The organism is Sphingomonas zeicaulis, from assembly GCF_050433225.1.
GTDB lineage: Bacteria > Pseudomonadota > Alphaproteobacteria > Sphingomonadales > Sphingomonadaceae > Sphingomonas_D > Sphingomonas_D zeicaulis.
This window is the reverse complement of the sequence record NZ_JBNPXQ010000001.1, coordinates 647,631-661,144: the sequence shown is the minus strand read 5'-3', so window position 1 is coordinate 661,144 and position 13,514 is coordinate 647,631. Positions and strand designations below refer to the sequence as shown.

At 70.8% G+C, this 13,514-nt stretch carries 13 protein-coding genes and 1 riboswitch; of the genes, 7 read left to right on the top strand and 6 right to left on the bottom strand.

Going from position 1 to position 13,514, the window contains the following annotated elements; genetic code table 11:
- Nucleotides 1-2: 2 nt before the first annotated feature.
- The gene (locus FHS96_RS03225) at nucleotides 3-821 is read right to left on the bottom strand and encodes an ABC transporter substrate-binding protein (protein WP_429589584.1); all 819 of its coding nucleotides are present in this window, start codon (nucleotides 819-821) and stop codon (nucleotides 3-5) included.
- Nucleotides 822-938: 117 nt separating this feature from the next.
- Between FHS96_RS03225 and FHS96_RS03220 the strand changes: the two genes are divergently transcribed.
- From FHS96_RS03220 to cobS, 7 genes are all read left to right on the top strand, one after another.
- Entirely contained in the window at nucleotides 939-1,931 is a 993-nt protein-coding gene (locus tag FHS96_RS03220) for a FecCD family ABC transporter permease (protein WP_429589581.1), read from the top strand.
- Nucleotides 1,925-2,698, top strand: coding sequence for an ABC transporter ATP-binding protein (locus tag FHS96_RS03215; protein WP_429587907.1), 774 nt, complete (start codon nucleotides 1,925-1,927; stop codon nucleotides 2,696-2,698). The genes FHS96_RS03220 and FHS96_RS03215 overlap by 7 nt, the downstream gene beginning before the upstream one ends.
- Nucleotides 2,699-2,905: 207 nt before the next feature.
- Nucleotides 2,906-3,092: riboswitch (cobalamin riboswitch) on the top strand.
- A gap of 145 nt (nucleotides 3,093-3,237) precedes the next feature.
- Complete coding sequence (locus FHS96_RS03210) at nucleotides 3,238-5,196, top strand: TonB-dependent receptor plug domain-containing protein (protein ID WP_429587906.1); 1,959 nt, start codon at nucleotides 3,238-3,240, stop codon at nucleotides 5,194-5,196.
- Nucleotides 5,196-5,732 carry a hypothetical protein gene (locus FHS96_RS03205; protein ID WP_429587904.1) on the top strand — a complete coding sequence of 179 codons (537 nt, stop codon included), beginning with the start codon at nucleotides 5,196-5,198 and terminating at the stop codon, nucleotides 5,730-5,732. The genes FHS96_RS03210 and FHS96_RS03205 overlap by 1 nt, the downstream gene beginning before the upstream one ends.
- A 4-nt stretch (nucleotides 5,733-5,736) precedes the next feature.
- Complete coding sequence (locus FHS96_RS03200) at nucleotides 5,737-6,144, top strand: DUF1636 domain-containing protein (protein WP_429587903.1); 408 nt, start codon at nucleotides 5,737-5,739, stop codon at nucleotides 6,142-6,144.
- Nucleotides 6,141-7,160, top strand: a complete 1,020-nt coding sequence (cobT, locus tag FHS96_RS03195) for a nicotinate-nucleotide--dimethylbenzimidazole phosphoribosyltransferase (protein WP_429587902.1) — start codon at nucleotides 6,141-6,143, stop codon at nucleotides 7,158-7,160. The genes FHS96_RS03200 and cobT overlap by 4 nt, the downstream gene beginning before the upstream one ends.
- Nucleotides 7,157-7,894 carry an adenosylcobinamide-GDP ribazoletransferase gene (cobS, locus tag FHS96_RS03190; protein WP_429587901.1) on the top strand — a complete coding sequence of 246 codons (738 nt, stop codon included), beginning with the start codon at nucleotides 7,157-7,159 and terminating at the stop codon, nucleotides 7,892-7,894. Before cobT ends, cobS begins: the two co-directional genes overlap by 4 nt.
- 5 nt (nucleotides 7,895-7,899) lie before the next feature.
- On the opposite strand, the gene FHS96_RS03185 is transcribed toward cobS, so the two are convergent.
- From FHS96_RS03185 to cobD, 5 genes are all read right to left on the bottom strand, one after another.
- A complete protein-coding gene (locus FHS96_RS03185) occupies nucleotides 7,900-9,369 on the bottom strand; it encodes a PepSY-associated TM helix domain-containing protein (RefSeq protein WP_429587899.1) in 1,470 nt (489 codons plus the stop codon).
- A 10-nt stretch (nucleotides 9,370-9,379) separates the two neighbouring features.
- Nucleotides 9,380-9,949, bottom strand: coding sequence for a hypothetical protein (locus FHS96_RS03180; protein WP_429587898.1), 570 nt, complete (start codon nucleotides 9,947-9,949; stop codon nucleotides 9,380-9,382).
- Nucleotides 9,950-10,038: 89 nt separating this feature from the next.
- Entirely contained in the window at nucleotides 10,039-11,526 is a 1,488-nt protein-coding gene (locus FHS96_RS03175; RefSeq protein ID WP_429587896.1) for a cobyric acid synthase, read from the bottom strand.
- A complete protein-coding gene (gene cbiB, locus FHS96_RS03170) occupies nucleotides 11,526-12,476 on the bottom strand; it encodes an adenosylcobinamide-phosphate synthase CbiB (protein ID WP_429587894.1) in 951 nt (316 codons plus the stop codon). Before cbiB ends, FHS96_RS03175 begins: the two co-directional genes overlap by 1 nt.
- Entirely contained in the window at nucleotides 12,469-13,440 is a 972-nt protein-coding gene (gene cobD / locus FHS96_RS03165) for a threonine-phosphate decarboxylase CobD (RefSeq protein WP_429589578.1), read from the bottom strand. Before cobD ends, cbiB begins: the two co-directional genes overlap by 8 nt.
- Between the last annotated feature and the right edge of the window lie 74 nt (nucleotides 13,441-13,514).

The window sequence follows — 13,514 nt, the reverse complement described above, 5'->3', positions numbered from 1 at the left end:
CTTTACCGCCGCACCTGCTCCGCCAGCATCCGCGCCGCCCAGACATAGGCAGGCCCACCGCACACCGTCCACGCCTGCGGCACATAGACCCGCTCGATCTCCGCCAGCGCCGGATGGTGGAGCATCTCCGTCCCCTGATCGACGACATGCTCGGTCGCACTTTCCATGATGAGGAAGTCCGGCCGCGCCGCCACCATCTCCTCCAGCGACACCTGTGACAGCGGCGGCTTGCCCAGTCGCGCGGCGAGGTTGACCAGCCCGACCCGCGTCATCAGCTCGTCGACCAATGTGCCGGTGCCGGTCATATAGCCGCGCCGCTGGTAATAGGCGGCCACCGCCCCCGCACCGGTCTTGCCGATCTTCGCCAGTTCGGCGTCCATTCGCCGGATCAGCGCCTCGCCGCGTTCGGGATGGCCGACCGCCGCCGCGACCAGCCGAGTCTGCGCGACGATGTCCGCGTAGCTGGCGTCCGGACCCAGTTCGACGATGCGGTAGCTGCGGCCCGAGAGCGCTGCGAGCTTGTCGGCGCGGCCGGCGGGCACGCCGACGATCAGGTCGGGATCGAGCGCCAGCACCTCTTCGGTCGAATCACCCATCACGTGCAGCGATCCGACGCGGCCAGCCGCCGCCGACATCTCCGGATCGCGCGCATTGCGCGTCAGCCCGACGATCTGGTCGCGATCGGCCAGCGCCAGCAGATACTGGTCCGCGCAGAGATTGAGCGACACGATGCGGCGAGGAGCCGATCCGTGCGCCCGCTTCGCGGCGGCATCTTGCGGCGCGGCCGCCATGGTGCCAAGCGCGAGCGCCATCAGGGGCATCCCGACGACGAGCGACAAGCGAAGACGGCGTGGCAGACCCATAAGCGGCATGGCATAGCGCCGCGGGGCGGGCTGGCAAGCGGGGCGGAGACGAGCATTCCAGTGACGGCAGCATCGATCGCCATACGCCGCCCAGCGCTGATCGCCGGGCTGGCGCTGCTCGTGCTGGCGAGCGCCATCGCGTCGCTGATGCTCGGCAGCGTCGCCATCGCGCCGGCGCGGCTGTTCGCCGCGCTCACCGGCCATGGCGATCGCATCGCCAGCGCGATCCTGTTCGACCTGCGCCTGCCGCGCACCATCCTCGGCCTCGCGGTCGGCGCGATGCTCGGGCTCGCCGGTGCGGCGCTGCAGGGCTATCTACGCAACCCGCTCGCCGAACCCTCGGTGCTCGGCGTCTCCAACGCCGCCGCGCTGGGTGCGGTCTGCGCGATCTATTTCGGCATCGCCGGGCTGCACCCCAGCCTGTTGCCGCTGCTCGCGATCGGCTGCGGGCTCGGATCGCTGCTCCTCCTCTTTCTGCTCGCCGGCGCGAACGAGAGCCCGCTGACCTTGATCCTCGCCGGCATCGCGGTTTCGACCTTGGCGGGCGCGGGCATCAGCCTCGCGCTCAACCTCTCGCCCAATCCGTTCGCGGCGATGGAGATCATGACCTGGCTGCTGGGATCGATCGAGAACCGCTCCTACGACCATGTTATCGTCGCATTGCCCTGCATCCTCATCGGCGCGGCGCTGCTGTTCGTCGACGGGCGCGCGCTCGATGCGCTGACCTTGGGTGAGGACGGCGCCCGTGCGCTCGGCTTCGATCTCGGCCGCACCCGGCTGCGCCTGCTGCTCGGCGTCGCGATCGGCGTCGGCGGCGCGGTCGCCGTCTCCGGTGCGATCGGTTTCGTCGGCCTGATCGTGCCGCACCTTGTCCGCCCCTTCACCGATCGCAGCCCGTCGGCGATCTTGCTGCCTTCGATGCTCGCAGGCGCGGTGCTGCTGGCGGGCGCCGATATCGCGGTGCGGCTGATCCCGGCTTCGAACGAACTCAAGCTCGGCGTGGTCACCGCCTTCCTCGGCGTGCCCGTGTTCCTTGCGCATCTGATGCGGGGTGGCCGGCTATGGTGACGGTCACGCTCGATCGCGTCTCCGCCGCGCTCGGCGGGCGGGGCGTCGTCCATGACGTGTCGGCGGTGCTGCAGCCGGGCGCGCTGGTCGGCATCATCGGCCCCAATGGCGCGGGCAAATCCACCTTGCTGCGCACGATGCTGGGGCTGCTCAAGCCGACCGGCGGCGAAGCGCTGGTCGACGGCGTGCCGGTGCCGCGCCTCGGTCGCGCGACCATCGCCCGCCGGCTCGCCTATCTGCCGCAGGGCCAGACGGTCCATTGGCCGATCGCGGTCGAGCGACTGGTCGCCCTCGGCCGGCTGCCTCACCTCGCACCGATGTCCGGCATCGGCGCGGCGGACGCGGAGGCCATCGCACGCGCGATGGAACGCGCCGACGTCGCTCACCTCGCCGGCCGCGTCGCCACCGAGCTTTCCGGCGGCGAACGCGCCCGCGTCCTCCTCGCCCGCGCGCTCGCGGTGGAAGCCGCCGGGCTGGTCGCAGACGAGCCGCTTGCGGCCCTGGACCCCGGCCACCAGATCGACGTGATGACCTTGCTCCGCCGCGAAGCCCGCGCCGGCGCGCTGGTGATCGTGGTGCTGCACGATCTCACCATGGCCGCGCGCTATTGCGACCGGCTGCTGCTGCTCGACCAGGGCCGGCTGGTCGCGGATGGCCCGCCGATGGCGGTGCTGACCCCCGACGCGCTGCGCGATGTCTACGGCATCGCCGCGACGATCGATGGCTCGGGCGCGGAGCCGCTGGTGATCCCGACGACGCGCATCTAGCCCCCTCTCCCCTCGGGGGAGAGGGTTGGGGAGAGGGGCAGTCGCGCCAGGCGTACAAGCCCAGTGGCTTTGCTCCGGCGCAAACCAGACAAGGCTCTGCGCTCGGCGCGACAGCCCCTCTCCCCGGCCCTCTCCCCACAGGGGCGAGGGAGCGCGGCAGCAGCCCTTTCACGTCTTGCGCGATTGACGCCCCGCCCCACCCCACCTAAGGCGCCGCCAGCGACAGGTGCCCCGGAGACGGGGTGAAAAGGGAATGGGGTGCAAAACCCCGGCTGCCCCTGCAACTGTAAGCGGCGAGCCATCCGACCATATGCCATTGGGATCCATCCCGAGAAGGCGGCCGGAGCGGCATCGACCCGCGAGCCAGGAGACCTGCCCGTCGCCGTCGTCCTTCGCGCGGACAGGGTGTGCCGGGCGGACGGGGTGAAAGACCCGAGCGACGACAGCAACCGGCCGCGTGCGCGGCGGGGTTGCCGTCATGCGACAGGCAGGCGGCAGCGCCGTCGCGGGCAGGCCTCTGTCAAAGGGGTTACCGCTCGATGTTCCGTTATATTTCTCTGCTTCCGTTGCTTTCCGCCGGCGCCGCGCTGGCGCAGGAAGCGCCCTCGCCCGATGCCGCCGCGGTCAGCGTGCCCGCCGCCGAAGCCGGCAGCGACGCGATCATCGTCACCGCCACCCGCGCCGCGACCACGATCGATCGCGTACCCGCCTCGGTGACCGTGCTCGACAAGGCGGCGATCGACCGCGCGCAGGATCTCGGCGCCTCCGAACTACTGCTGCGCACGCCTGGTGTCAGCCTTTCCCGCAACGGCGGCTATGGCACCGCCACCTCGCTGCGCATTCGCGGCGCCGAAGCCGACCAGACCGTGGTGGTGATCGACGGCGTCAAGCTCAACGACCCCTCGTCGACCGGCGGCGGCTACAACTTCGCCAACCTGCTGGTGGGTGACGCCTCGCGCATCGAGGTGCTGCGCGGGCCGCAGTCGATCCTGTGGGGCAGCCAGGCGATCGGCGGCGTGGTCAACGTCGTCACTCCGCTGCCGCAGAAGGAACTGGAAGGCAGCTTCGACGTCGAGGCGGGGTCGCGCGATACCGTCAGTGGCCGCGCCGCGCTGGGCGGCAAGACCGGTCCGGTAACATGGCGCGTCGGCGGCCATGCCTTCACCACCGATGGCATCTCGGCGCTTGCCGCCGGCACCGAACGTGACGGCTATACCAATCGCGGCGCCAGCGGCCGCGTCGAGATCGCGATCACCGAGGGCGTCACCGCCGACCTGCGCGGCTATTATTCGTCGGGCCGCGTCGACATCGACGGGTTCAGCGGCGACACCCCCGAATATAGCCTCAACAAGGAATTCGTCGGCTATGCCGGCCTGAACGTCGACCTGCTGGGCGGCCGTTTCCGCAACCGCTTCGCCTATGGCTATACCGACACCAACCGCGACAATTTCAATCCGCAGCTTGAGCGCGCGCGCACCTTCGACGCCGCGGGTTCCAACCGCCGCCTCGAATATCAGGGCAGCTTCGCCTTCACCGACAGCATTACCGCGCTGTTTGGCGTGGAGAATGAGCGTGCGAAGTTCCGCAGCGTCTCGCCCTCCAGCGCGCTCTCGGTGCCGGTGCCCGAGCCGACGCGCGGCCGTTCGGAACTGACCGGCGTCTATGCCCAGCTCAGCGTCTCGCCGATCGAGGGGCTGACGTTGAACGGCGGAGTGCGCCATGACGACCACAACCGCGCCGGCGGCAAGACCTTGTTCGCGGCCGGCGGCGTGTGGGCGCTCTCCACCGGCACGACCCTGCGCGCCAGCTATGGCGAGGGCTTCAAGGCGCCAACGCTCTACCAGCTCTTCTCCGAATATGGGAACGCTGCGCTCAATCCGGAGCAGGCGCATGGCTGGGAAGCCGGCGTCGAGCAGAAGCTGTTCGATGGCGTGGTCAGCGTTGGTGCGACCTATTTCGATCGGACCACAACCGACCAGATCATCTTCGCGAGCTGCGCCTTCCCGACCTCGACCGACCCGCTGTGCGTCACCCCGGGCAGTGGTGCGCCGCGCTTCGGCTATTACCTTAACGTGGCGCGCGCCGAGGCGCATGGCATCGAGGCGCAGGCGGCAATCCGCCCGGTCGAAGGGCTGATCATCGACGGCAATTATAGCTGGACGGTCGCCGAGGATCGTTCCGAGGGCGCCTCCACCTTCGGCAACTGGCTGCCGCGCCGCCCGCGGCACACCGCCAACGGCTCGATCAGCTATGAATGGGGCTTCGGGCTGACCACCGGCGCCGCGCTGCGCTATGCCGGCAAGAGCTTCGACAACGCCTCCAACAGCACCCGGCTCGACGATTATGTGCTGGTCGACCTGCGCGCCGAATATGCATTGTCCGATGGCGTCAAGCTGTTCGCGCGTGCCGAGAACCTGCTCGACGAGGAGTATATGACGGTCAATCGCTACGGCACGCTCGGCCGCAGCATCTATGCCGGCATCCGGGGGCGGTTCTGATGGCCGCCCCGGCCTCCGGCGCGGCCCTGCTCTGGGTCGCGCTGCTCACCGCAGCGAGCACCGTCACCACCCTCGTCTTCGCCTGCGCCACGCCCTTCCCGGCGCTGGCGGCGATCGCCGCCGTCCATCTCGGCGCGCGCGACGGCGCCGGGCTGATGATCGCCTGCTGGGCGGCGAGCCAGATCGTCGGCTTCGGCCTGCTCGGCTATCCGCATGACGCCGCGACCTTGGCATGGATGCCGGGGCTGGCGAGCGCCGCGCTCGTCTCCCTCGGCGTCGCGCGCTGGGCGGCGGAGGGTGTCGGTCGGTCGACCGTGCTGCGCCTCGTGGCCGCCTATGTCGCGGGCTTTGCCGCGTTCAAGCTGGTGGTGATGCTGTGGTCCATCGCGCTGGGCGGCGGCGACGCGCTGGCGCCGATGGTGGTGGCGCGCCAGTTCGTTCGCAACGGCGCGATCCTGCTGGGCTTGGTCGCGCTCTATCACGGGCTGATTGCGCTCGGCATGCCGGCGCCGCGCCGGCGACTCGCAGCGGGCTGAGGCGATGCTCCAACGCGTCGAGGATGGGCCCGCCGTGGTCGTCTGCAGCACCTGCCGTCACGCGCCCGACGCGCGGACGGATGCGGCGGGCGTCACCGGCGGCGCCCGCCTCGCCGCGGCGCTGCGCGAGGTGCAGGCCGGCGACGCCCGCTATGCCGGGATCGCGGTGCAGGACATGCCCTGCCTGTTCGCGTGCAGCGCCCCCTGCGCGGTGCATCTGCGCGCGCCGGGGCGGATCGGCTATGTGATGGGCCGCTTCACGCCGGATGCGGCCTCTGCGCAGGCGATCCTCGATTATGCCGTCCACCACGCAGCCAGTGCCGAGGGTCAGGTGCCCTATCGCGACTGGCCCGAGGGCGTGAAAGGCCATTTCATTGTGCGGGTGCCACCCGCCGGATATGTCGCGGGATGATGCATTTCCCCGATCTCGCCGCGTTCGACGCCGCGCTCGCCAGATTGCCCGCCGCCGATGAGGGCGCCATCGCCGCCGCCCGCGCGCGGCAGGGCCAACTCACCAAGCCGCCGGGCTCGCTCGGCCGGCTGGAGGAGATCGCGCTGTTCGTCGCTGGGTGGCAGGGCCGCGCGGTGCCGCGGATCGATCGCGGCCGGGTCACGGTGTTCGCGGGCAATCACGGCGTGGCGGCACAGGGCGTCAGCGCCTTCCCGCCGGCGGTGACCGCGCAGATGGTTGCCAATTTCGAGGGCGGCGGCGCCGCGATCAACGCGCTGTCGGGCGCGGCCGGGCTCGACCTCAAGGTCGTGCCGCTGCTGCTCGACCAGCCGACACAGGATTTCACACGCGCCCCGGCGATGAGCGAGGCAGAATGCCTCGACGCGCTGTCGGCGGGCGCGGCCGCGGTCGAGCCGGGGATCGACCTGCTCGTGCTGGGTGAGATGGGCATCGCCAATTCCACAGCCGCCGCCGCCCTCGCCGCCCGCAGCTTCGGCGGCAGCGCGCTCGACTGGGTCGGGCCCGGCACCGGCGTCACCGGCGCCGCGCTCGCGCACAAGGCGGCGGTCATCGGCCGCGCCATCGCCGTCCACGCCGATGCGCCGCTGACGCCGTTCGAGACGTTGCGCCGGGTGGGCGGGCGAGAGATCGCCGCGATCGCCGGCGCGGTCATCGCCGCGCGCCATCAGCGCGTGCCGGTGCTGCTCGACGGCTTCATCTGCTGCTCCGCGGTCGCACCGCTCGCCGCCGCGGTGCCGACGATCACCGCGCATTGCCTTGCCGGCCACCGCTCCGCCGAACCCGGCCATGGCCGCCTGCTCGACCGGCTCGGCCTCATGCCGCTGCTGATGCTCGATATGCGATTGGGCGAAGCCAGCGGTGCCGCCGTCGCCGCCGGCATCGTCCGCGCCGCGCTCGCCGCGCATGCGCAGATGGCGACCTTCGCCGAGGCGGGTGTCGCGTCGTCCGGCGCATGACCGGGCTGATCCTCGCGCTGCAATTCCTCACCCGGCTGCCGATGCCGCGTGTCGCTGCCGACGCCGATCGCTTCGCCGCATCCATCCGCTGGTTCCCAGCCGCCGGCCTCGTCGTCGGCGCGATCGTCGCGGGCGCCGGTTGGCTGGGCGCACTGGTCGATCCGTGGGTCGGTGCCGCTGCCGCGCTCGCCGCGTGGGTGCTGGTGACCGGCGCGCTCCACCTCGACGGTCTCGGCGACCTCACCGATGCCACCGCCGCCGCGCACAAGCTGGCCGATCCGGCAGCGCGGCGGGAGAAACTGCTCGCCGTGCTGGGCGATCCGCACATCGGCAGCTTCGGCGTTGTCGCGATCGTGGTGCAATTGCTCGCCAAGCTGGTGCTGCTTCATGCAATCGTCGAAGCCGGCGCCTTGGCGTTGCTGCCGACGCTCGCCGCGGCGGCACGGATCGGCCCGCTGATCTGGGCGCGCTGGCTGCCGCCGCTCCACGCCGGGCTGGGATCGCGCTTCAGCAGCGCGGTGCGGACGGTCGACCTGGTCGTCTGGGGCGCCTTGCTGCTCGCCGCCGCACTGCTGCTTGCTCCAGGCTATGCGCTCGCGGTGCCGGCGATCGGCGGCTGGCTGCTCTGGCTGCGCCACCGCATCGGCGGCATTTCCGGGGACGCCCATGGCGCCGGCATCGAACTGGTCGAAGCCGCGCTGCTGCTGGCGCTCGCCGTCCTCGCGCTGCGCTGACGCGTTTACTCAGCCGGCGCCAGTTCGCCGCGCGGCTCACCCCGCGCCACGCGCAGCGCCGCCCACGGCGCCACCGCGATACCTGTGAGCAGCAGCGCGATATCAATCACCAGCGGCCCCGCGACGATCGGCGCCATCGCTGCCGCATGCGCGATGCCAATGCCCGCCAGCAGCACCGCCAGCGCGCCGCGCAATGCGGTGGCCAACGGCTTCGCGCGCGCGGTGACGGTGGCGATACCGATCAGCAGCGCAAGACCGATCCAGAACAAGGCGACCATCGGCGCATCCTTGCCCGCCGCCGTGCGCAGCACGAACGCCAGCGCCAGCATCAGCGGCGCACCCCACAGAGTGGCGGACCACACTCCTTCGAGCCGCGGTGACGGCTTGCCGCGCGCGCGGCGCTTGATCAGCCAGATCGTCATGCCGGTGGCGGACACCACCGTCGTCGCGGCGCCGAGCAGGATGTAGATCAGCTTCACCGGCAACCCGCCGAAGCTGCCGAAATGCAGCTTGTAGACCGAGGCGGAAAATTGCTTGCCCATCTCCCCATCGCTCATGTGCTGGGTGCGGCGGAACGCACCGGTGGCGTCGAACTCATAATAGTCGCCGAAGATCAGCCGGCGCGGATGCTCGGCGAGGATCTGGACGAACTGCTTGGGCGTGCCCGGATCGTGGAGGATGATATAGTCCAGCCGCAGGTCGGGATGGTGCCGCGCCATATAGTCGAGCGGGCGCGCCATGCTCGGCAGCGCGGTCGGCGCCGGCCCGAAAGCAGGCTCGCTGCCGAACACCGGCTCGAACACGCGCTCGACATTGCCGCCATACCAGCTCGTCGCGATCGCGAACGCCATCACGGTCGCCAGTCCCAGCAACGCGCCGGTGATCGATACTGCCAGCCCGAACGGCAATGTCCACACGCCCAGCCGATTGTGCCAGTCCGCATAGGCGAGCTGCCGCGATCCCCGCGCGCGCAGGCGGAAGGCATCGCGGAAGATCCGCGGGTGCGCGATCACGCCGCCCACGCTCAAGGCCGCCATCATCACGCCGAGCGCACCGACGACGATCATCCCCCACATCGAGGGCAGGTGCAGATAATAATGCAGGCCGATCACGAACTCGGTCCAGCCATGCGCCTCGGGGCCGGCGATGGCACCGTCGCGGTCGATATACACCGCCTGATGATCGGTGGTGATCACCGTGCGGGGCAGCCCCTGATTGGGCATGTGGACGAACAGGTGATCGCTCGGCGTCTTGCCCGCGTCGGCGGCGAGCACCGCGCGCAGCGCGCGATCGATCGCCGCCGGTTGCAGCGCCATCGCCTCCGGCTGGTTAGGCTGTTCCCAGCGCTGCCATTCCTGCTGGATGACGATCAGCGTGCCGCTAAGGCACAGCAGATAAAGCAGTCCGCCGGCGAGCAGCCCGATCGCGGCATGGCCGGCGAGGGCGCGGCGGACGATATCGGCCGGAATACCCATCCCGCCCCTCCTACAATGACAGCCAGAGCGCCAGCGCGGACGGCGCGGCGACGAAGGCGAGCGGCCGCGCAATGCGCGCGACCCTTTCATACATCAGCATCCAGGTGGCGAGCAGCGCCCAGGCGATCGGCCACAGCAGGAAGCCCAGCGGCGTGCTGTTGACATCGTGCCAGCCCACCGCGCGAACGCCGCCCAGCACCGCCAGCGCGAACAGCATCGCCACCACCGCACCGAACGGGACGACGAGCAGGAAGATCGTCACCCGACGGCCCACGCCCAGCCAGCCGCCCGGTGACAGCGTGACCGTGGGATCGGTTTCCCGCGGCGCCCGCTCAACCTTGGCCTTCTTGCCCTTCTCCAGCGCCGCGACCGCAAGCGGCCCATGCGCGACGACCATCGCGACCACGGCGGACATCGTGACGCCCCAGGCGCCATCCCGCCAACCCATCACCACCAGCGACACGGCGATTGCGCTCCAGCCGCCGATCAGCAGCGGTCCGCGTCCCCGTGCCTTCGCCGGCCAGCCTGCACGCACGAGCAGCACACCCGCCGCCGCAAGCAGCAGCATGAGCGACGTCACCGCAGCCCCGCTCAATATCCAGCGCCCCGCACATCAACCTCCGCATCCACGACAGCGCCATCGCTAAACCTAGTGAGAGTCAGTTGCAATCATGCGTTGGTGGGCAAGGCATCAGCGGGCGATGCGTCGGCCGCCAATGCCAGCATGGCATCGATATCGAGATGCGTTTCGAGCGTGGCGGCAATACCGTCGAGCGCGGCATCGACCGCCGCATGATAATCCTGTCCTGCTCCCTCGGCACCGATGCGCGCGAGCAATGCCGCGCGCTGGCGCGGATCCGTGAGCAGGCCGTGGACATAGGTGCCGAGCACGCGGCCGTCGCCGCTGATCGCGCCGTCCTGCCGGCCATCGTCGAAGCGGACGAGCGGCCGCGCGGTGTCGGCGCCATCACTCTCGCCCATATGCATCTCATAACCGTCGAAGCGCGCGCCGAGCGCGGTGCCGCTTACCTGGCGCAGGGCCTTCCGCGGACCGAGCACCGTTGCGATATCGAGCAGGCCGAGTCCATCGACCGCACCTGCCGCCCCCTCGATTCCGTCTGGATCGGCGACGCGGCGCCCGAGCATCTGATAGCCGCCGCACAGCCCCAGGATCGAACCGCCGCGCCGGTGATGCGCGCGAATGTCGATGTCCCAGCCCTCGGCGCGCAGCGCGGCGAGATCGGCGATCGTCGCCTTGGAACCGGGCAGAACGATCAGCGCCGCCTCCGCCGGAATCGGTCGGCCGGGTGGCACCATTACCACGCTGACCGCGGGCTCAAGCTTCAACGGGTCGAGATCGTCGAAATTGGCGATACGCGGCAGGATCGGGCAGGCGATGAGCAGCCGTGCCGCGCCGTTCGTCGCCGACCGTTCGAGCACCACCGCATCCTCGCTCGGCAGCCGCGCGGTCTGGTGCAGCCAGGGCACGACGCCGAAGCCGCGCCAGCCGGCCAGTTGCTCGATCTGGCGGTAGCCATCCTCGAACAGCGCCGGGTCGCCGCGAAACTTGTTGATGATGAAACCGCGAATCATCGTCGCGTCGGGGGGATCGATCACCGTGCGCGTGCCAACGATCGCCGCGATCACCCCGCCGCGGTCGATGTCGCCGACCAATAGCACCGGCACACCGGCGGCGCGCGCGAATCCCATATTGGCGATGTCGCCGGCGCGCAGGTTGATCTCCGCGGGGGATCCCGCCCCCTCGACAACGACGATATCCGCCTGCCCGCGCAACCGGCGATAGCTCGCCAGCACCGCATCGAGCAAAGGCGCGCGCGCGGTGCGGAAGCTGCCCGAGCCCATCGTGCCGCGCACCTGCCCGTGGACGACGAGCTGCGCGGTCCGATCCGCCTGCGGCTTGAGCAGCACCGGGTTCATGTCGGTATGTGCGGGCACCCGGCACGCGATCGCCTGCAGCGCCTGCGCACGGCCGATCTCGCCGCCATCGGCGGTGACCGCGGCGTTGTTGGACATGTTCTGCGGCTTGAACGGACGGACCGTCAGCCCGCGGTTGGCGAGCGCGCGGCACAGCCCGGCGACCAGCACCGACTTGCCGACGTCCGAGCCAGTGCCCTGCAGCATGAACGCGCCCGCCATCATCCGCGCCATGCGACGAGGCCGGCGAGCAGCCACAGGCACAGGCACGCATGGCGATAGACCTCGAGCGCGCGGGCGACGTCTGCGGCGCTTGCCTCGGCGCGGCCGGCGCCGATCCAGGGCTTGTCGTGCCACACCCCGTCATAGGCGACCGGGCCGCCCAGCCGCAGGCCGAGCACGCCTGCCATCGCCGCCTCCGGCCAGCCGGCGTTGGGCGAGGCATGCAGGTGTGCGTCGCGCCGCATCACCGCGAAGCCGGCCCGGGGCCCGAGCGCGCGTCCGCCGGCAAGGCAGACGACCAGCCCCGCCAGCCGTGCGGGGATCAGGTTGGCCACATCATCGAGCCGCGCCGCCGCCCAGCCGAAATCGCGCCAGCGTTCTTCACGATGGCCGATCAGGCTGTCCGCGGTGTTGATCGCCTTATAGGCCCAGATCCCCGGCAGACCGAGCAGCAGCAGCCAGAATAGCGGGGCGGCGACGCCATCGCAGAAGCTCTCGGCGAGGCTTTCGATCGCCGCGCGGCTGATGCCGGCCTCGTCGAGCGTTCGGGTGTCGCGTCCCACGATGCGCGCGACCGCCGCGCGCGCCGCCGGCAGGTCACCGATGGCGAGCGGTTCGGCGACGGCGCGGACATGATCGTGCAGGCTGCGCTGCGCAAGGCCGGGAGCGGCAAGCAGCCCGATCAGCACCCACGCCCAGCGCCCGGCGATGCGCTCGGCCGCCTCCTCCAGCGCCCAGCCCGCCCCGCCGGCCAGCGCCACCAGCAAGATGACGGTCAGGATGCCCATCCGGCGGCGCCGCGCCGGGCCGCCCCGGTTCCACCGCGCCTCGCACGCATTGATCAGCCGCGCGAAGCCGCCAACCGGATGGCCGATGCGATCATAGAGCTGCGGCGGCCAGCCCAGTGTCGCCTCGATCGCCAGAGCGGCAAGGACGAAGGGCTCAGCCATGCGCGAGCGCCCAGTCGAGCCTGTCCTGCGCGGCGGCATCGCCCGGCAGCCCGAAGCGCAGCCAGCGCGGTGCATAATCGAACGGCCGGCACAGGATGTGGTGCCGCGCGAGACGGTCGAACAAGGCCGCGGCATCATCGTGCGCGACGAGGCGGAACAGCGGGCAATCTCCGGTCGCGGCAAGGCCATGCCGCGCGAGCAGGGCATCGAACGCGGCGGCATCGGCGACAAGCCGCGCGCGGGTTGACGCGATCCACTCATGGTCTCGATAGGCCGCAGTGCCGATCGCGATCGCGGCGGAAGAGACCGGCCAGGCGCCGAGCAAGCCGCGCAGCGCCGCGATGATCGGCCGCGGAGCGACCGCGAAGCCCAGTCGCAGCCCGGCCAGCCCAAAGAATTTGCCGAAGGAGCGCAGCACGAGCAGCCGGCGATGATCGGCAACGTCCGCGGCCACGCTGGCGTCCGGGTGGAGATCGGCGAAGGCCTCGTCGACGATCAACCAGCCGGCGCCCGCATCGGCGGCATCGCGCAGCATCGCGCGCGGCAGCAGGCGACCATCGGGATTGTTGGGATTGGCGAGCAGCACCGTACGCCCGTCGGCGCGCGCCGCCGCCACCGCGTCGGTGGCAATCGGCATCGCCCCATCCAGCGCGACTTCATGGGTGCGATAGGCGGGCGCGACATGCGCACCTTCCGCCCCCAGCCCCAGTCGACCCAGCATGCGGATGCCGATCTCGGACCCCGGCAGCGCACAGACATGCCCAGGCGCGACGCCGAAATGGTCGGCCGCCGCGTGCTCGAGCCCCGCCAACGCCGCCTCGGACGGCAACGCGCGCCAGTCGACCGCGATCGACGCGGCTCCGAGCCAGGGGTTCGGGTTGATGCCCGTGGAAAGATCGAGCCACTGATCGGGCGCACCGCCATAGGCGCGCGCGGCGGCATCCAGCCTGCCGCCATGCACCATCCACTCCTGCGCGTGCGCCCCGTCCGTCACCCGGCGCTGTTCGCCGGTTCCGATCGAGACGACAAGGGGGTTTG

Coding starts and splice junctions, on each gene's coding strand:
- FHS96_RS03175 (WP_429587896.1), bottom strand. CDS start 11,526: ATGGCGGGCGCGTTCATGCTGCAGGGCACTGGCTCGGACGTCGGCAAG.
- FHS96_RS03205 (WP_429587904.1), top strand. CDS start 5,196: ATGGCCGCCCCGGCCTCCGGCGCGGCCCTGCTCTGGGTCGCGCTGCTC.
- cobD (WP_429589578.1), bottom strand. CDS start 13,440: ATGGTGCATGGCGGCAGGCTGGATGCCGCCGCGCGCGCCTATGGCGGT.
- cobT (WP_429587902.1), top strand. CDS start 6,141: ATGATGCATTTCCCCGATCTCGCCGCGTTCGACGCCGCGCTCGCCAGA.
- FHS96_RS03215 (WP_429587907.1), top strand. CDS start 1,925: ATGGTGACGGTCACGCTCGATCGCGTCTCCGCCGCGCTCGGCGGGCGG.
- FHS96_RS03185 (WP_429587899.1), bottom strand. CDS start 9,369: ATGGGTATTCCGGCCGATATCGTCCGCCGCGCCCTCGCCGGCCATGCC.
- FHS96_RS03225 (WP_429589584.1), bottom strand. CDS start 821: ATGCCCCTGATGGCGCTCGCGCTTGGCACCATGGCGGCCGCGCCGCAA.
- cbiB (WP_429587894.1), bottom strand. CDS start 12,476: ATGGCTGAGCCCTTCGTCCTTGCCGCTCTGGCGATCGAGGCGACACTG.
- FHS96_RS03210 (WP_429587906.1), top strand. CDS start 3,238: ATGTTCCGTTATATTTCTCTGCTTCCGTTGCTTTCCGCCGGCGCCGCG.
- FHS96_RS03200 (WP_429587903.1), top strand. CDS start 5,737: ATGCTCCAACGCGTCGAGGATGGGCCCGCCGTGGTCGTCTGCAGCACC.
- cobS (WP_429587901.1), top strand. CDS start 7,157: ATGACCGGGCTGATCCTCGCGCTGCAATTCCTCACCCGGCTGCCGATG.